Source organism: Frankia casuarinae, from assembly GCF_000013345.1.
Classification (GTDB): domain Bacteria; phylum Actinomycetota; class Actinomycetes; order Frankiales; family Frankiaceae; genus Frankia; species Frankia casuarinae.
In genome coordinates this window covers 1,710,803-1,728,768 of sequence record NC_007777.1, presented here as the reverse complement: position 1 = coordinate 1,728,768, position 17,966 = coordinate 1,710,803, and the positions used below count along the sequence as shown (strand labels likewise).

Annotated in this window: 16 protein-coding genes; 3 read left to right on the top strand and 13 right to left on the bottom strand. The window is 72.0% G+C overall.

The window, feature by feature from the left end:
- The first annotated feature begins 176 nt into the window (after window positions 1-176).
- Window positions 177-2,495 (top strand): hypothetical protein, encoded by a 2,319-nt coding sequence (locus FRANCCI3_RS07210; RefSeq protein WP_011435876.1) that lies wholly within the window; start codon window positions 177-179, stop codon window positions 2,493-2,495.
- Window positions 2,496-2,566: 71 nt separating this feature from the next.
- Here the strand turns inward: FRANCCI3_RS07210 and FRANCCI3_RS07205 are convergent, their stop codons facing one another.
- Window positions 2,567-2,947, bottom strand: coding sequence for a hypothetical protein (locus FRANCCI3_RS07205; RefSeq protein ID WP_023840530.1), 381 nt, complete (start codon window positions 2,945-2,947; stop codon window positions 2,567-2,569).
- A gap of 274 nt (window positions 2,948-3,221) precedes the next feature.
- Here FRANCCI3_RS07205 and FRANCCI3_RS07200 point away from each other — a divergent pair, with 274 nt between their 5' ends.
- Window positions 3,222-3,896, top strand: coding sequence for an LON peptidase substrate-binding domain-containing protein (locus FRANCCI3_RS07200; protein ID WP_011435874.1), 675 nt, complete (start codon window positions 3,222-3,224; stop codon window positions 3,894-3,896).
- Window positions 3,897-3,957: 61 nt separating this feature from the next.
- Here the strand turns inward: FRANCCI3_RS07200 and FRANCCI3_RS23270 are convergent, their stop codons facing one another.
- The 7 genes from FRANCCI3_RS23270 to lspA form a co-directional block, all read right to left on the bottom strand.
- Window positions 3,958-4,701, bottom strand: coding sequence for a hypothetical protein (locus tag FRANCCI3_RS23270; protein WP_011435873.1), 744 nt, complete (start codon window positions 4,699-4,701; stop codon window positions 3,958-3,960).
- Between the two features lie 182 nt (window positions 4,702-4,883).
- Window positions 4,884-5,777 (bottom strand): ABC transporter permease, encoded by an 894-nt coding sequence (locus tag FRANCCI3_RS07190; protein ID WP_076804224.1) that lies wholly within the window; start codon window positions 5,775-5,777, stop codon window positions 4,884-4,886.
- 13 nt (window positions 5,778-5,790) lie between these two features.
- Window positions 5,791-6,753, bottom strand: a complete 963-nt coding sequence (locus FRANCCI3_RS07185) for an ABC transporter ATP-binding protein (protein ID WP_011435871.1) — start codon at window positions 6,751-6,753, stop codon at window positions 5,791-5,793.
- A gap of 49 nt (window positions 6,754-6,802) precedes the next feature.
- The gene (locus FRANCCI3_RS07180) at window positions 6,803-7,447 is read right to left on the bottom strand and encodes a DUF6308 family protein (RefSeq protein WP_035730575.1); all 645 of its coding nucleotides are present in this window, start codon (window positions 7,445-7,447) and stop codon (window positions 6,803-6,805) included.
- 190 nt (window positions 7,448-7,637) lie between these two features.
- Window positions 7,638-8,720 (bottom strand): hypothetical protein, encoded by a 1,083-nt coding sequence (locus tag FRANCCI3_RS07175; RefSeq protein WP_011435869.1) that lies wholly within the window; start codon window positions 8,718-8,720, stop codon window positions 7,638-7,640.
- Window positions 8,717-9,658 carry an RluA family pseudouridine synthase gene (locus FRANCCI3_RS07170; protein ID WP_011435868.1) on the bottom strand — a complete coding sequence of 314 codons (942 nt, stop codon included), beginning with the start codon at window positions 9,656-9,658 and terminating at the stop codon, window positions 8,717-8,719. Before FRANCCI3_RS07170 ends, FRANCCI3_RS07175 begins: the two co-directional genes overlap by 4 nt.
- Window positions 9,639-10,244: a signal peptidase II gene (gene lspA, locus FRANCCI3_RS07165; protein WP_011435867.1), complete on the bottom strand. Its 606-nt coding sequence runs from the start codon at window positions 10,242-10,244 to the stop codon at window positions 9,639-9,641. Before lspA ends, FRANCCI3_RS07170 begins: the two co-directional genes overlap by 20 nt.
- Window positions 10,245-10,815: 571 nt before the next feature.
- On the opposite strand from lspA, the gene ileS reads away from it, so the two are divergent.
- Window positions 10,816-14,025, top strand: coding sequence for an isoleucine--tRNA ligase (gene ileS, locus FRANCCI3_RS07160; protein WP_011435866.1), 3,210 nt, complete (start codon window positions 10,816-10,818; stop codon window positions 14,023-14,025).
- Between the two features lie 274 nt (window positions 14,026-14,299).
- On the opposite strand, the gene FRANCCI3_RS07155 is transcribed toward ileS, so the two are convergent.
- The 5 genes from FRANCCI3_RS07155 to pgeF form a co-directional block, all read right to left on the bottom strand.
- Window positions 14,300-15,250 carry a DivIVA domain-containing protein gene (locus FRANCCI3_RS07155; protein WP_011435865.1) on the bottom strand — a complete coding sequence of 317 codons (951 nt, stop codon included), beginning with the start codon at window positions 15,248-15,250 and terminating at the stop codon, window positions 14,300-14,302.
- Window positions 15,251-15,344: 94 nt separating this feature from the next.
- Window positions 15,345-15,599: a YggT family protein gene (locus FRANCCI3_RS07150; protein ID WP_035730579.1), complete on the bottom strand. Its 255-nt coding sequence runs from the start codon at window positions 15,597-15,599 to the stop codon at window positions 15,345-15,347.
- Window positions 15,600-15,673: 74 nt separating this feature from the next.
- On the bottom strand, window positions 15,674-16,216 hold the full coding sequence (locus tag FRANCCI3_RS07145) for a cell division protein SepF (protein WP_023840535.1): 543 nt from the start codon (window positions 16,214-16,216) through the stop codon (window positions 15,674-15,676).
- A 10-nt stretch (window positions 16,217-16,226) separates the two neighbouring features.
- Window positions 16,227-17,249 (bottom strand): YggS family pyridoxal phosphate enzyme, encoded by a 1,023-nt coding sequence (locus FRANCCI3_RS07140; protein ID WP_148214906.1) that lies wholly within the window; start codon window positions 17,247-17,249, stop codon window positions 16,227-16,229.
- Window positions 17,250-17,263: 14 nt separating this feature from the next.
- A complete protein-coding gene (gene pgeF, locus FRANCCI3_RS07135) occupies window positions 17,264-17,947 on the bottom strand; it encodes a peptidoglycan editing factor PgeF (RefSeq protein ID WP_011435861.1) in 684 nt (227 codons plus the stop codon).
- Window positions 17,948-17,966: the final 19 nt, after the last annotated feature.

The following is a 17,966-nucleotide window of genomic DNA, read 5'->3' as shown; positions in this document are numbered from 1 at the left end:
GCTCCGGCCGGGTGGACGCCCGCCGCCGGCTATGTTGGCGCAATCCCTCTGAACAAAGCAGGCGAAGGCACCAGATCGGCACTCTGCGTACTTGTTTTCACAAAAGCCGGCACAACAAAGCCGCAACACGATACAACTCCGCACAGCCATCCCCACCGAAAGGAAAACGATCAAGTATGGCGGGGGACGTACCGGCCGACGAACACGCGCTCATCATCTCGGCCGGAGGGGAGACGGGCCGAGCACTCCGTGCGGCGTTCGCGGCGATCGCACCCACCGACGCGTCCTCGGATGACGGGGTAGACCAGACCGCCGAGGGCGACGGCTCGCCAGCCGATCCCACCCTGGCCAACGAACGACGGCCGCTGCACCGCTACGGCAGGGTCCACGTGTTGGGCCAGCCTCGGGGCACCTCCACGGCGACGGCGGAGCGCACCGCCGCCCGGCTGGCGGCGGCGGTACTCCCCCCCGCGGACGGCAGCGTCGTGTCGACCACCGGGGTGTCGCCCGGGCTGAACCGCGCCGAGACGCTCGGGCTGGACGCCTTCCGCCTGCGGGCCAGCGCCGCCTACCGGCAGCTCAAGCAGGAACGTCCCCGCGACGGCCGGCCATGGGACATGGACCGGCCCTGCACCGACATCCCGCCGCCCCGGGGCAGCTCGCCTGGTCCGGACCAGCCGACACCACATGCCCAGCCGACACCGCATGCCCAGCCGACACCACATGCCCAGCCGACACCGCATGCCCAGCCGACACCGCATGCCCAGCCGACACCGCATGCCCAGCCGACACCGCATGCCCAGCCGAACGGGCGGGCCGAGGCCCAGAGCCCGACCTCCGCGCCCACGGACACCCGGGCCACGGACACCCGGGCCACCGCGCAGATCGCCCAGGCGTCCTCCCCCACCAGCGCGGCGCTGGAGGGATCGGTGGCCGTCGGGCTGATCCTCGTGGAAGGGCCGACCACCGCGCTGCAACTGACCGCCGCGGAACGCACCAAGATCGTAGCTGAGGTGCAGAACGGGTTGTCCTGGTACGCAACCACGAACCCGGCTGCCGACCTGACCTTCCACTACGACATCCAGATCGTGCGGCTGTCCGTCCCACCGGACCCGAACGCGCCCGACCTCGAGGCGCTGTGGCGTGACCCCACCATGAGCCGGCTCGGCTACGCGGCCAGCTTCGACGGCGTCTACGACTACGTCGACGCGCTCCGGTCCCGGCTCGGCACCCGGTCCGCCTACTGCGCGTTCTTCACCAAGTATCCGCTGGGATACTTCGCGTACTCCTCGGTGGGTGGCCCCCGGCTCGTGATGTCCGTCGACAACGACGGCTGGGGACCGGACAATATCGACCGGGTCTTCACCCACGAGACCGGCCACATCTTCGGCGCTCCGGACGAGTACGCGGGCGCCCAGTGCGACTGCGGCGGTCGGTGGGGGGCGTTCCACGCCCCGAACGGCAACTGCGACGCCTGCGCGCCCGCGCCCGTCGACTGCCTGATGCGCTCGAACAGTTTCGCGCTGTGCCGCTACACCCCCAGCCACATCGGCTGGGGCCACGGAGTAAGCGGCAACCCGGCGCTCGTCCAGGCCAGGGGGCTCGGCCAGATCGGCAACTTCGACGCCGTCGTCCCGTCGGCCTTCGCCGGGCTGACCCACGTCTGGCGGGACAACGACGCGGCTGGCTTCCCCTGGATGGCCCCGTGGCAGACGGCTCAGGAGCTCGGCCGGATCGATGCCGCCACCATGATCCAGAGCACCCTGGCCAGGCCGGGACCCCTCGAGGTCGCCGTCCGGGTCGGCTCGACGCTGTACTTCCTGTGGCGGGACTCCACCGGCGCCTTCGCCTGGCACCCGCCGACCCGCCTCGTCCAGGGGGTGGGGGGCGTTCCGTCGCTGGTGCAGAGCCGGCTGGGCACCAAGGGCAACTTCGAACTGCTCGTGCCCGCCGCGGACGTCGGCATCCTGCACCTGTGGCGCAACCATGACATCCACGGATTTCCGTGGAGCACTCCGAAGCTGTTCGGCGCGAACCTCGGGCGCGTCGACGCCGTCAGCCTCATCCACGGCACGCTGGGCGGCGGCAACGGGATGCTGGAAGCGGTCGCCCGGGTCGGCAACCGGCTCGTGCACCTCACCCGCGACAACGGGGCGGTCTGGCGCACCGGCCCCGTCTTCGCCGAGGGCGTGACGGGCAATCCGGCGCTCATCCAGAGCGCCTTCCCCGACGGCTCCCGCAACTTCGAGGTGGTCGTCCCCGCCGCGGACCGCGGGCTCATCCACTTCTACCGGAACAACGGCGCGCCCTCCCCGGGCTGGAGCGGACCGCGGCCGTTCGCACCGGAGCTGGGCCGGGTGGACGCCGTCTCGATGATCCAGAGCAACTTCGACGGGCATCTGGAGGTGCTCGCCCGCGTCGGCGACCGGCTCCACATGGTCTGGCGTTCGTCGGGCCCCGGTGCAAGCTGGTCGGTCCCCCGGCGCGTGTTCTGAGCCGCCGCGCGTGTTCTGAGCCGCCGCGCGTGTTCTGAGCCGCCGCGCGTGTTCTGAGCCGCCGCGCGGGGTCATCCGGCCGGCGCCGCCCCGGGTGGCCGGTCGGGCGGGAGGTACCCCGGCGTGTCCCAGGGCTCACCACCTGCGGGATCGCGGCGCTTGGCGCCCCTCCGCGCCAGCCAGCCGTCGACGAACAGGCTCTCGGCTGCGGTGAGGGTCTCCCGCAGCGCCGGGGGAACCTGATCGATGAAGACCCCGCACACCCCGGGCAGGGCAGCCACCTCCGGCGCCCGGGAGGGGGGCAGCGCCACGAGAGCCAGCCGGGGGCGCAAGGCCGAGGTCACGGTGCCGAGGACGGCCAGTTCGGCCAGTGGGTCGACACCCGTGCCGGTCGAGAAGCCCCGGTCCGGCCGATGGAAGACGACCAGTAGCTCCGGCTCGGTTTCCCACACCGGGCCATTGTCCCGCGAACGAACCCGGATGGAAGGTCCCCAGGCACCGACGGTCCACCGCCCGAACCCGCGCCCGAACCCGCGCCCGAACCCGCGCCCGGTGAGAATCACAGCCCTTCGTGGATGGACACCATGGCTACCGGGGGACAGGGTTGGGACAAACGTCCGACTCCTGGTCGTGGACCCGCCCCAGGCGGTCCTCGCCCGACCGCCGCCGGCCGCTTCCGGTCCCGTCCGGGGCCGGAGAGGGCAGGGCAGGAAGAAGGCACCGCAGTTGAGCGAGCGGCTTCCTCTGTTCCCGCTCGGGACGGTCCTGCTCCCCGGGCTGGTCCTACCCCTGGAGATCTTCGAGGAACGGTACCGGATCTTGGTGCGGAAACTGCTCGAGCAGCCCGCCGACCAGGTCCGACGGTTCGGAGTGATCGCCATCCGGCGAGGCCGGGAGGTGGGTCCGGCCCTGCCGGCGATCCACGACGTGGGCTGCACCGCCGTGCTGCGGCGCGTCCAGGAACACTCCGACGGGCGGTTCTCGCTCATCACGGTGGGCGGTGACCGGTTCCGGATCCGCACGGTGGACCGGCACAGCGAGCCCTACCTCGTCGGGGATGTCGACTACCTGCCGGACGACGTCGGCGACACCGACGACACCGACGACACCGTTCCGGCAGTCCAGCGTCTGCTCCGAACCTACGCCGACCGGCTCGCCGCCACCGGCACCGTGCAGATCTCGCTGCCGGACCTCCCCGACGACCCGATCGCCCTTTCGTACGTGATCGCCGCCGCCGCCGTCACCGACGTCACCGAACGTCAGGGGCTGCTCGCCGCGCCGGACGCGGCCAACCGACTGCGGGCCGAACGGGCGCTGCTCCGCCGGGAGATCGGCCTCCTGGAAAAGATCACCACCATCGGATCGAGCGAGTTGCGCCGGGTCGATCCCAGCCCGAACTGACCCCCGCCCGAACTGACCCCAGCCCGAACCGTGGGACGTTCGCCACCCGGGGGATCGACGCTCAGTCCCCAGCCCCGACCTCAGCCCCAGCCCCGTGGCCGGGCGCGTCGCCGGGCGCGGTCGGACCCCGCCTGTCCTCGGCGGCGTCCGACTGGGCCCGCGAGGTCACCCACAGCCCGACGAGGAGTACGAGCAGGGCGGTCACCGGCATGACAAAGTAGAGCCCGCCCGCGCGGACCTTCATGTCCACCAGGTCGGTGAGCAGCGGAGAGGCGTCCTTCGGCAGCGCGTGCAGCAGCTGGGGCGAGCGCCGCAGGTGGCCGATCCAGCCGGCGATCAGCGAGCCGCCGATACCGCCCGCGGCGAGCCCGACCGGGACCGGCCATCCCGCGTCCCGGACCCGCCAGCACGCCACGGCACCGCCGATCACGCCGGCGACCGCGCAGATCAGGGCGAACCGGACGTCGATGTCGCTCTGGACCGTAAACGCCGATTCATGCCCGTCCAACGCCACGGCAAGATCCAGATGCGGCGCGGTCGCGGCCCAGAGCAGGCCGAGCGGGAAGCCGGCGAGCGCCATCGCCGCCGCGCAGATCAGGCCGGCGACGGCCGCCGAACGAGCACCGAACGCCCGGCCCGGGTTCCGCCCGGGCGGCGCCGGTTCACCGGCCGCGGGGACGGCGATCGCCGGATCGAGGGTCGGCTGACCAGGGTGGTGCGGCCCGTCCCCGGGTGGGACGTCCCCGGGTGGGACGGACAGCGCGACCGGCTCGACTCCGCGGATGCCCGACGACCGCTCCATCATGACGCGCTTTCTGCCACTGGCTGTCTGTCTCCTCGTCCCCGGCCTACCAGCATCCCCGGCCTACCAGCATCCCCGGCCTACCAGCGCGTTGTCGCCGACCGGCCGCAGGCCGTTGACCCTACCGCGCCGGTCGGTCCCGCAGCAGTCCTGCTACTACGCTGGCCCCGCTAACTATGACGCCCTCAGGACGTGCCGACACGGCGCAGTGCCATCGCCGCGACAGACAGCGCCACCATCCCGACGGCGGCGCAGATCCCGAGGTCGAGGACCACCTTCGCCCAGTCGACACCGGGTTGGAAGGCGGCCGCGAGGGCGTCCACCGCGTAGCTGCTGGGCAACGCGTCCCGCGCCCAGCGGCCGACCTCGGGCAGCCGGCCGGAGGGGATCACACCGAAGAACAGCACGATGCTCATTCCGAGCTGGCCGGCGACGGTCGCGAGCTCCGGCCGAGGGGCGAGCAGGCCGATCGCCGCCCCGAGCCCGGACAGGCAGATCCCGGCGAGCGCCACGACGGGCAGCAGCAGCCACAGGCCGGACAGCGGCAGCCCGTAGAGCAGCGCCCCCAGCACCGCGGTGACGACAGTGCCGGGCGCCGCGAAGGTCGCGTACGAGGCCGCCGTGCCCAGCACCACCGCGACGCCGGGCACCGGCAACGTGAGGTAGTAGTCCAGGGCACCGGCCGCCCGCAGCGCCCCGAACCGCTGGGCCAGCAGGTTCAACGCGACGAAGGCGACCACGAGCACCGTGGAACCCGCCACGACCTGCCCGGCGGCCGTGGTGTCGCCGACGTCGAGGATCCCGCGCAGCAGCACGAGGATCCCGACCGACTGGAACGACGCGACGAACAACAGGGGGATCCGTCCCACCTTGGAGCGGGCGAGCTGCCCGCGGTAGACCGCACCGAACGCGGTGCGGAACGACGTCGGCGGCGGCAGCTGCGGCGGGGCACTGCTCGGCGGGGCGGAGGCCGACACCGGCCGCGTGGCGGGAGCCGGGCGGCCATCCGCGACCGATGGCGCCGGCACCCCGGGTGCCCCGCCACCGGGTGCCCCGCGCGCGTCCGGAACGACGGTCACCGGAAAATCACGATCATGCGCGCTCCAGGTCCCGCGACCTGCCGCCGAGGGTGAGGTACACGTCCTCCAGCGAGGGGGTGGCGAGACTGAAATCGTCCAGCGCGGCGAACGCCGGGCCGGCGGTCAACCGGCCGAGGGCGTCACGGGCCGCGGCCGGAGCCAACCGGATGGTCCACCGCCGTCCGTTGACCACGGCGAGCGCGGCCAACGTCGCGACGGTGGGGTCGTCCGCGGGCGGGTCGTGGCGCCACGCGAGGTCGAGCCGGACGTCACCGGACAACGATGCCTTGAGCTGGCCCGGAGTGTCGCAGGCGATCACCCGCCCGGCATCCAGGACGGCGACCCGGTCAAGCACCGACTCCGCCTCGAGGACGTTGTGCGTGATCAGCAGGACGGTGACACCGACGGTGTCCCGGCGACGTTGCAGCGCCGACCACACGGCCCGCCGGGCGACGGGGTCGAGGCCGGTGGTCGGCTCGTCGAGGACGAGCATCGGCCGGTCCCCCACCAGGGTGGTAGCGACACACGCCAGCCGGCGTTGCCCACCGGACAGCTTCGACAGCGGGCGATGCGCCACCGCCTCCAGACCGAGCTCGCCGAGCACGGCGTCACGGACCGCCCGCACGGCGGAGCGGGGGACGCCGCGCATGCGGGCGGTGGTCGCCACGGCGGTGGCGACCGGCAGCTCGGCCAGCGCGAGATCGTCCTGGCCCAGATAGGCGGCGAGCCGGGCCGGCAGACCGCGGGCGGCCAGCACGTCGCGGCCAAAAAGGGTAATCGTGCCCGCGTCCGGCCGCAGCAGACCCATCAACTGGCGGACCAGCGTGGTCTTCCCGGCGCCGTTCGGCCCGAGCACCCCGAACACCTCGCCCTGCCGGACGTCGAGATCGATCCGATCATTGGCGAGAACGGCATGCTCACCCGTCCCGTGCCGCCGGGTGAGCCCGCGGACCGCGTAGCTCAACACATCGACCATTGTCGCAGTCGGAGCCGGTCGATGGTCCCGGGCCGACAACGGGCGCTGATCACACCGCGCTGCTCATCCACACCACGACGTCGAGCATCCGCAGCGGGGTGATCGGGGGACCCGCGACGGGTACCAGCGCCCCGAGCCGGCGGAACTCCTCGGCGTTCTCCCGCAGGTCGTACTGCATCGCGCGGATGAGCAGGCCCATGTACTGCCGCCAGGACCGCCCGTCCCGCGGCGACGGCGGGACGCAGTCCTCGTGCTGGTAGAAGATCCTCACCTTGGAGTCGAACAACGGGACCAGGGCGGGCCGCTTGCGGTGCAGCACCTTGGCGATGAGGGAGCCCTTGACGTCCCGGTCGGAGACGTCCGGGTCGTCGAGGGGGTCGTAGAGCGCGGCGACCAGATCGAGGGTGACCTCGTCGGCCTCGATGAGCTCGATGCCGGGAGGAAGCCTGTCCAACGCCCGCTGCAGCAACGGCATCAGCGCGGTGAGCGTGTGCATCCGATCCAGGTCCACGTGGACGCCGAGCAGGCACGGGGCCAGGAGATCCCCGGTGCACAGCAGATCCGGATCACTATTGGTGACCAGGCCGTCGTAGTACGGGTAGGCGTAGCGCAGACCTCGCTTGCGCGGCCCCAGGTACTCCTCGAGCAGGCTCTCCGCGTCGAAGACCTCCCGGGTGCCCTTCGCCAGCTTCAACCTGGGTCTCCTCATCATGATCCGTGAACTCCCCGGCCGGTCGCAACCCCAGGTGACGAAGCCGGTCTCGCCCCTCATCCTCTCCTGTCCCGGTCGACGATGGCGCAGGGGTCGGATGCCACGCCAGAACGGTCACCGTCCGCCACCCGTGCCCGGCACGCCGTCCGATCATGCGGACGGCTCAACCGGATCAGCGACGGTCCGGGGACAGTGGGATGAATCTCACACCCGGCGGCCCGCTTCCCGGTGGGGCCGGATCCACCACCCGCACCCGGGGATCGGTTTCGAGCTGCGAGAGCCGGCCGGCCGGGGCGCGGACCACCACGGCGAACAGACACCCGCACCCGGCCCGCAGGTCGTTCGCCGCCCGCCGCTCGCGGTCGGCGGCGGCGGTGTTGCCGACCTGTGTGTCGGCGGCGGCTCGGGCGTCCGCCTGGGCCGCCGCCGACCCGAAGGCCGCCCGGACGTCGGCCACCGGATCGCGCACGACGGCCTGCTCCTGTTCACCCCCGATACCGGCGGTGAAGAACACCTGGACGGTCCGGAAGTCGCCGAACACCTCGAGCAGGTCGGCGGGGGTGCGGGGCGCGGTGAGACTGGCCACGGCGTAGAGATCGGCGCCGGGGGCGGCCGAGGTCAGCAACGCGAGGTTCTGCCGGCTGGCGCCGAGGTAGTCGGCGACCGGGTCGTTCGGCCCGGGGCCGATCGTCACCGCGGGCAGCGCGGGCGCCACCGGCTGGTCGGGCGCCGCCGGCTGGTTCGCGGACGTCGCTGCCTGCTCGGTCGCCGAGGAGGACGGTCCGGACGACGGAGCATGATCGACGCCCTGCAGGATCGCGGCCGTCGCGCTCACCACGATCAACGCGACGAGTCCGAGGACGAGCATCCGGACGCCCCAGTCCACCACCCCGCCGGGCGTGACTCCGGCCACGTCGAGCAGGGCCGGCGGACCGTCATCGTCGTCGGAGCCGGCAGGCGAGGGCCGGACCCGGTCCCGGGTCCGCCGGACCCGGTCCCGGGTTCGGCGGACCCGACCGATCTCCCGCTCCGCCAGGCCCACCATCCACACCCGGACGATCGCGATCGCGCGAGAGGTCGCCGGCAGCGTGCGGGCGTCGACCCGATCGAGCAGCGCCCCCAACCCGTGGACCGGTGGGCGCACGGTGGACCACCCCCGGCAGGCGGGGGCCGGGGCCGGCACCGCTCCCCCGGGTGCCGCGGGAGCGGGCACCGGCGCCGAGGTCGCCTCCCCGAGCGTCGCCGGCTCCGTCATGGCTGGTCCCGCAGCCGTTCCACCGCCTCGGCCAGGTCAGCCGGGTCCGGACTGGTGAACTCGACCCGTCCGCCGTGACCGGGATGATCGAAGGACAGCCGCGCCGCGTGCAGCCACTGGCGGGTCAGGCCGAGCCGCTCGGCGAGCGTGGGATCGGCCCCGTAGGCGAGATCCCCGACACACGGGTGCCGCAGGGCGGACATGTGCACCCGGATCTGGTGGGTGCGCCCGGTCTCCAATCGCACGGACAGCAGGGAGGCGGCCCGGAACGCCTCCTGGAGGTCGTAGTGGGTGATACTCGGCTTGCCGTCCGCGACGACGGCGAACAGCCCCGGCCGGCGCGGATGCCGGTCGATCGGGGCGTCCACGGTGCCCCGCAGCGGATCGGGATGGCCCTGCACCACGGCCCGGTAGCGCTTGTCCACCGTACGGTCACGAAACGCCCGTTTCAGCAGGGTATATGCGCGCTCGCTCTTGGCGACCACCATCACCCCGGTGGTACCGACGTCGAGACGGTGCACCACCCCCTGACGCTCGGCCGCGCCCGAGGTGGAAATGCGGTATCCCGCGGCGGCCAACGCCCCGATCACGGTCGGTCCGGTGAAGCCGGGCGCCGGATGGACGGCGACCCCGACCGGCTTGTCCACCACGATGATGTCGTCGTCGTCGTAGAGAATGCCGAGAGCCTCGACCGGCGTGGGTTCCACCGCCACCGGACGCGGCGGAGCGGGCAGCCGGACCTCCAGCCAGGCACCGCCGCTGACCCGGTCGGACCGGCCCCGGACCTTCCCGTCGAGGCTCGCCTGGCCGTCGTCGACGAGCGCGGCGGCCACGGTCCGCGACAGCCCGAACATCCTCGCGATCGCCGCGTCGAGACGGACGCCGTCGAGCCCGTCCGGGACCGGCAGGGACCGCAGGTCACCGCCCGTGATGGTCACTGCCCCCGCCGGGGGGATGATGCTCGGCGTAGCGCGTGCCGTCCAGACCCACGCCGCGCAGGGACAGGATGACCGCGAGCACGCCGCCGCAGACGATCGCGGAGTCGGCCACGTTGAAGATGGGCCAGTAGTGGAGGTGGACGAAGTCCACGACGTGACCGCGCAGGGGACCGGGCGCGCGGAAGAGGCGGTCGGCGAGGTTGCCCACCGCCCCGCCGAGCAGGGCGCCGAGCACGAGAGCCCACCCCACCGACCGCAGCCGGCGGGCGGTGAACACCACCACCGCGACCACGGCCAGGGCGACCAGGCTGAGTAGCACCGTCGCGCCGCCCGCGAGGCTGAAGGCCGCTCCGGAGTTGCGGGTGAGCTCCAGGTCGAGCAGGCCGGGGATGACCTCGACAGGCCCCCGGTCAGACAGGGTGGCCACCGCGACATGCTTGGTGAGGATGTCCGACAGCAGGACGATCGCCGCCGCGACCGTCAGCGTGGCCACCGCCCGGCGGGAACCGGCGGTAGGGCGAGCCTCGTCCCGCCCGTGCGGCACCGGCGTCGACCCCCCGGGCGGGGCCGAGGGCTTCGTCGACATCGCCGGCGCGACGGACCCCGCGCCCGGGGTGACGCCCCCCGGCGCGGTCACCGCGTGATCGACGGGATCTTCGGACACACCGCTCCCGATGGTCGGCACCTCTCCTACCGGACCACTCTACGGCCCCGAGTCCCGACGATGAACCGGCCGCGCGGCGAAGGGCCGAGCCGGGGACGGGACCACTCGTCCCGCTGAGCTACGCTGATGGACAGCGGTACGGCGTGGACGGGGACGAGTAGCGGCGGGCGCAGCCCGAGCGAGCCGGGGTCGGTGGAAGCCCGGTGGCCAGCGCGTCGCGAAGATCACCCCCGAGCCGCCGGAAGAACGGAATCCGGTCGACCATCGGGTCCCCAGTAGATCCGGCCGCCGCGAGGACAACGAGGGGCCATCCCTCGGCCCGATCCGGCCGAGCGGGTGCGCAAGGAGGGTGGTACCGCGGTACCCCCGGTCCGGGTAGGACAGGCGGCCGGCGCATCGGCCGGATGGTCACGCCCGGGACCGGTGAGGCGTCGTCCCTCCGTTGGAGAACCAGCCCGACGGAGATTACGACTATGGAGACCGGGTCCCCACGATGAGCACCCCTCTGCGGCATCCCACCTTCGCTCCGCTGCCCGCCCAGGTGGACCTGCCCGCCCTGGAGCGGGAGACGTTGGCCCGCTGGCGCGACACCAAGGTGTTCCACCGTTCGCTGGAGGCCACCGCGGACCGCCCGCTGTGGGTTTTCTACGAGGGCCCACCCACCGCCAACGGCAGGCCGGGGGCGCACCACGTGGAGGCCAGGGTCTTCAAGGACCTGTTCCCCCGCTACCGGACGATGAAGGGCTACCACGTTCCCCGGCGGGCGGGCTGGGACTGCCACGGGCTGCCCGTCGAGCTCGCGGTCGAGAAGGAGCTCGGCTTCACCAGCAAAAACGACATCGAGGCGTTCGGCATCGCCGAGTTCAACGCCCGGTGCCGCGAGTCGGTGCTGCGCCATGTCGCGGACTTCTCCGCGATGACCGAGCGGATGGGCTATTGGGTCGACCTCGATGGCGCCTACCGCACCATGGACACCAGCTACGTCGAGAGCGTCTGGTGGTCGCTCAAGCAGATCTTCGACCAGGGCCTGCTGGTCGAGGACTTCCGGGTCACCCCGTACTGCCCGCGCGACGAAACGCCGCTTAGTGACCACGAGGTGTCCCAGGGCTACTCGGACGTCGACGACCCCTCGGTCTACGTCCGTTTCCCGCTCGTCGCCGACGCCCTGGGCCTCGCCGGGCAGGGTGCGCAGCTGCTGGTATGGACGACGACCCCGTGGACGCTGGTGTCGAACACGGCGGTGGCCGTTCATCCGGAGGTGGAGTACGTCCTGGCCCGCGCGGGGGACGGGGAGTTGTTCGTCGTCGCCGAACCACTGGTCACCGCGGCCCTCGGCGAGGACGCCGAGATCGTCGAGCGGTTCCGCGGGGCGGAGCTGGCCGGTGCCCGCTACACCCGCCCGTTCGAGCTGCTGGCGGCCGAGCGGTTCGCGGCCGGCACCGGCGTCCCGCACTCGGTCGTGCTCGCCGACTACGTGACGACCACGGATGGCACGGGCCTGGTCCACCAGGCGCCAGCGTTCGGCGCGGAGGACCTCGCAGTCTGCCGGGCGAGCGGGCTGCCGGTGGTGAACCCGATCGGGACGGACGGTCGCTTCCTCGCCGACGTCCCCCTGGTCGGCGGGATGTTCTTCAAGGATGCCGACGCGCCGCTGACCGCCGACCTGCGCGAGCGGGGCCGGCTGTGGCGGGCGTCGACGTATACGCACAGTTATCCGCACTGCTGGCGCTGTCACACACCGTTGATCTACTATCCGCTGCCGTCCTGGTACATCCGGACCACCGCCATCCGCGACGAGCTGCTGGCGCAGAACGAGCGGACGACCTGGCACCCCGAGCGGATCAAGACCGGTCGGTACGGCGAGTGGCTGCGCGGCAACGTCGACTGGGCGCTGTCCCGCAACCGATACTGGGGGACACCGCTGCCGGTCTGGCGCTGCGACGACGACCCCACCCACCTGGTGTGCGTCGGGTCACTCGCGGAGCTCTCCGAGCTCGCCGGGCGGAACCTGGCCGACCTCGACCCGCACCGCCCGTTCGTCGACGAGGTCACCGGGACCTGCCCGACCTGTGGCGGCGCCTCGCACCGGGTGCCCGAGGTGATCGACGTCTGGTATGACAGCGGCGCGATGCCGTTCGCCCAGTGGGGCGCCCCGCACCACAACCTCGCGGCGTTCACCCGGCAGTACCCGGCGCAGTACATTTGCGAGGCGATCGACCAGACCCGCGGCTGGTTCTACACGATGATGGCGGTCGGCACGCTGGTGTTCGGCCGCTCCTCCTACGAGACGGTGCTCTGTCTCGGCCTGCTCCTGGACGCCGACGGCCGCAAGATGAGCAAGCATCTCGGCAACGTGCTCGATCCCTTCGAGCTGTTCGAGCGGCACGGCGCGGACGCGGTCCGCTGGCTGATGCTCGCCGGCGGCTCGCCGTGGGCGGACCGCCGGGTGAGTCACGAGGCGATCGAGGACATCGTCCGCAAGGTCCTGCTCACCTACTGGAACACCTCGTCCTTCTTCGCTCTCTATGCCGGGGCAGCCGGCTGGCGCCCAGGCGCGGACCCGGCCGCGGACCCGCGCGCGACACCGCCGGCCCGACGGCACGTGCTGGACCGCTGGGCGCTGTCCGAGCTCGCGGCCACCGTCGCCGAGGTGGACGATGCGCTGGAGAACTTCGACTCGCTGCGGGCCGGGCGGCGGATCGCCCGGTTCGTCGACGACCTGTCCAACTGGTACGTCCGCCGGTCCCGCCGCCGGTTCTGGGCCGGCGACGCCGACGCCCTGAGCACCCTGCACACCTGCCTGGACGCGCTGACCCGGGTGATGGCGCCGTTCACGCCGTTCCTCACCGACTGGCTGTGGTCACGGCTGTTCGCCGACGCATCCCCGCGGACCCCCGACTCGGTGCACCTGGCCGCCTGGCCCGAGCTCCCGGCGGGGCTGCACACGCCGGAGCTCTCGGAGCAGATGGATCTCGTCCGGCGGATCGTGGAACTCGGCCGCGCCGCCCGGGCCGCCAGCGGGGTGCGCACCCGCCAGCCGTTGCCGCGGGCGGTCGTCGGCGCGAGTGCCTTTGACGAGCTCTCCCCCGAGCTGATCGCGCAGATCACCGAGGAGCTCAACGTGACCACGGTGGAGCCGGCGACCTCGGAGGTCGTCGACATCTCGGTGAAGCCGAACTTCCGGGCGCTGGGGCGGCGCTTCGGCAGGAACACCAAGGCGGCCGCCGCGGCCATCGCGGCCGCCGGTCCTCCCGTCAACGGACGGCTCACCGTCACCGTTGACGGGGAGGACGTCGAGCTGTCCGGGGACGAGCTGATCATCACGGAGACGCCGCGGCAGGGCTGGGCGGTCACCGCCGAGTCCGGGCTCTCCGTCGCCCTCGACCTGGAGATCTCCCCGCAGCTCGCCCGCGCCGGGCTCGCCCGCGACGTCGTCCGGGTGCTCCAGGACGCGCGCAAGGCGGCGGGGCTGGAGATCACCGACCGGGTGGACGTCTCCTGGGCGGCGACGCGCGAGGAGACCGCGCTCGCTCTGCGTACCCACGGTCAGACGGTGGCCGAGGAGGTGCTGGCGGTCTCCTTCACCGAGGCGGCCCGCACGGAGCTACCTGCGGCGCAGCCGCGCGAGACGGCAGCCCGCTCGGCGGCCGAGGAGCTGGGCCTGGCGTTCACGCTCACCCGGCACGAGACGACCGGCGGCTGAGACCGAGGCCCGGGGTCAGCGAGAGGCCCGGGGCCAGCGAGAGGCCCGGCGTACTGCTCCCGCCGGGAGCAGCGCCGCGGCGGCCAGCGTCAAGATCAGGGACGCATAGACGAAACCGCTGCCGGCGAGGATGCCGACCACCGCAAGAACCGTACACAGAGCAAGAACCGCTCCACAAAGCGTCAGCATCTCTCGATCACCCCATCACGAGACCGGCCGTCCGCGCCGGTGCCGAGGGCCACGCCGGACCCGCCGAGGGCCGCGCGGTGGATGATCAGAACTCCTGCATTCCCGGGGCGTCCCGCCGGGTGGCGTCCATGTCCGGCCGGCCGTGACCGTTGTCGCGGGCCATGGCGGCGCCGGCGGGCAGGGGCGGACCGGGCGGGAAGGTCGGCTGGTGGGCGGGGCTCTGCGCAGCGCCACTGGGCCCCATGCCCACCGCGGGCGGTGTGGGTCCACCACCCGGGTTGAGGCCCGGCCGCGGAGGCCCGCCGGCACCGACGGCCGGCTGGGTCGGCATGCCGTCCAGGTCCCGCAGCTGCATCTCCAGGTAGGCCCGCAGCCGGGTGCGGTACTCCCGCTCGAACGCCCGAAGCTGCTCGACCTGGCCCTCGAGACGACGCTTGTCGTCCTCCAAGCCGCCGAGCTGCTCGGCCACGTGCGCCCGGGCCTCACCGATGATGCGGTCCGCGTCCGCCCTCGCCTCGCGGCGGGCGCGTTCGGACTCCGCGCGCGCCTCGCGCAGCGCCTCGTCCGCCGTGCGCTGGGCCAGCACGAGGGTACGGGCGACCCGCTGCTCGATGTCGGCCTCCACCTGCGGGTTGCCGCCGGCCCGGGCGGGCGGTCCGGAGGTACCCACCGCCGAGATCACCGTGGTGGGGGCGCCACCCTGCTGCGGCGCGGGGGGCTGCGGCTGCTGGCCCCGCTCCCGGGCAGCCTGGGCGGCCTGGGCCTGCGCCTGGGCGATCTGGCGACGCGCCTCGTCGAGCTGGCGGCGCAGGCCCTGGTTCTCCTCGAGGATCTGCGCGGGCACGCCCGGACCACCACCGCCGGAACGCCGGGCCTCGTCGAGCTGCCGGCGCAGGTCGCTGTTCTCGTCCAGCAGCCGCGTCAGCTCGGCCTCGACCTCGTCGAGGAAGGTGTCGACCTCATCCTCGTTGTAGCCCGTGCGAAACCTCGTCGGACTGAAGACCTTGTTCTGAACGTCCTGTGGTGTCAGAGCCACGTCGCCTCCTCGTGCGGCATCGCCGCTCCCCGAAGAGAGGGCGGTCTGCGGGCAGTCTGCCGCGCCCGCGCTCGCGGTGTGCACAACAACCCCGTCACAGCCTCTGCGCATAGCTTCGAAGCACGATGACCACTAGGAAGAGCAGCAGGAACCCGAGGTCAAGCGCAACGCTACCCACCCGCAACGGCGGAAGAAATCGCCGGATGAATCGTAACGGAGGGTCAGTTACCGTGTACACGATCTCGAAGACCAGTACCAGCGGGCCGGTCGGGCGGAACGATCGGCTGAGGGCAAGAACCAGATCGATGATCCATCGTGCTATCAGGAGCAACAGATAGACCGTCAGCACCCAAAAGATCAAGCTTCCTACTGTGCTGATGGTGCTCTCTCCTGAGAAACGGGGGGGACGCGAACGCCCCCTGACTATGACTGGTTGTAGAACCCACCCTCGCGGATGCGTCGCTTGTCCGTCTCGGTGACCTCGACGTTGTGCGGCGAGAGCAGGAAGACCTTGTTTGTCACCTTCTCGAGGTCGCCCCGCAGCCCGAAGATCAGACCTGCGGCGAAGTCGACCAGCCGCTTGGCGTCGGCATCGTCCATGTCGGTGAGGTTCATGATAACGGGCGTCCCGTCCCTGAACTCCTCGCCGATCTGGCGCGCCTCATTGTAGCTGCGTGGCTGAAGCGTGGTGATCCGGTAGGGGTGCGACTCCTCCACCGCGGCCACCCTGCGCATCGGCACGGGACCGGCGGGACGCAGCGGTTCGACCGGTGGACGTCGCGGCATGGCGACCGGCTCCTCACGTGCGTCTATCCGACGGACCGTACGGTCCATCGGAACCGGTTCGTGCATAGCACGCCGGTCGTCACGACCGACCGCACGACCGTCGTCATAGTCGTCGTCGAGATAGTCCTCATCCTCCTCGGCCAGACCGAGGTAGACCATCGCCCTGCGCCCGAGCCCCATGGGCGCGACTCTAAGGGACACCAGGCCGTTCACCGAACAAAGCGGTGCCGATCCGAAGGTGTGTCGCGCCTTCGGCCACAGCGTCCTCAAGATCTCCCGACATGCCGGCACTGATGACGGTGGCCTGGGGATGCCCCACCTTCAGGCGTTCCGCCACCTCACGCAGTCGCGCGAACGCAGGTCGTGGCTGCCCCCTCCGGGGGGCGACAGCCATCACGCCTCGCAGGGCCAGTCCCGGCGCCTCCTCGACAAGATCGGCCAGGGCGGAAAGGCCGGCCGGATCGATCCCTCCGCGCCTCGAGCCGGCGATCGACGCGCCGATCTTCCCATCGGAAGCACCAGGGAGGTCCAACGAGACCTGGAGACAGATCGACAGCGGGCGGCCGCGTTCCATTGCCAGCCGGGAGAGCACTGGCACCAGGCTCACCCGATCCACCGACTGCACCCAATCCGCCCAACGAAGAACGGATCTGGCCTTGTTGCGCTGCAGTTGTCCCACGAAATGCCAGATCGGATCGTCGGAACCGGTGGCACCGGAGGACAGGCCGTCACCGGTTCCCTTGGCCGGGACGCTCCGTTCCCCGCCGATCAGCCGGGTGACGAGACTCACCTTCGGCCCGGCCTCCTGCTCCCGGTTCTCGGCGAAGTGCCGCACCCCGAGCGTGTGCATCATCACAACATCCTGGGGTGGGTAGGTTTTACTGACCGCAATGAGGGTGAGGTGGTCCGGATCACGGCCCGCGGCCCGGGCCGCCCCCGCGATCCGAGCCCGGACCTCGGCCAGCCGCTGCGTCAACCGGTCCAGGCGCGCCGGATCGAGCTCGATCGGGGCGGGCCGGTCCGGGGCGGGCCGGTCCGGGGCAGGCCGGTCCGGGGCAGGCCGGTCCGGGGCAGGCCGGTCCGGGGCAGGCCGGTCCGGGGCAGGCCGGTCCGGGGCAGGCCGGTCCGGGGCAGGCCGGTCCGGGGCAGGCCGGTCCGGGTCGAACGGTCCGTCGGACTCCCCCGAGCCGGATGCGCCATGCCTCGCGGGCATCTCGGGCCGGTGGATCATGGCGTCGGCCCGAGCCAGGCCAGACCGGCGAAGCGTCCCGTCCGACCCTCTCGACGGTAGGAGTAGAGCTCCGGATCCTCGGCGGTGCATCGAGCAGAAATTGTTATATCGGTCACACCGGCGGCGGCGAGTTGACGACGGATACCGGCACGCAGGTCGATCGCCGCGGTGCCGACGCGGGTGGTGGCCGCACTCCCCGGCACCTGGGTATCCACCTCGCAACGAAGATCCTCCGGCACCTCGTAACAGCCGGCACAGATACATGGACCGATGGTGACACGGAGCTCGTCCCGGGCGGCGCCGAGCCGCTCGAGGGCCCCAAGAGTGGCGTGTATCACGCCACTGGCCATCCCAACCCGGCCGGCGTGCGCCACTCCCACCACCGCGGGGGCCTCGAACAGCACCGGTGCGCAGTCGGCAACCATCACGGCGAGCACGAGGCCGGGGACATCGGTCACCAGCGCGTCCGCCTGTGGAGGCGGCCCGTGCCGACGCAACACGGCGACCTGCCTCCCATGCACCTGCCGCATGTACTGGACCGGCATCCGCAGCCGGTCGACGAGCCGGCGTCGGTTGACGGCGACGGCCTCGTCGGCATCCCCGACGTGGTCGCCCAGATTGAGTCCCTCGAACGGCGGGTCGCTGACCCCGCCCGAGCGCGAGGTGACGAGAACCGGCATGCCGGAAGTCTGCCTGGCA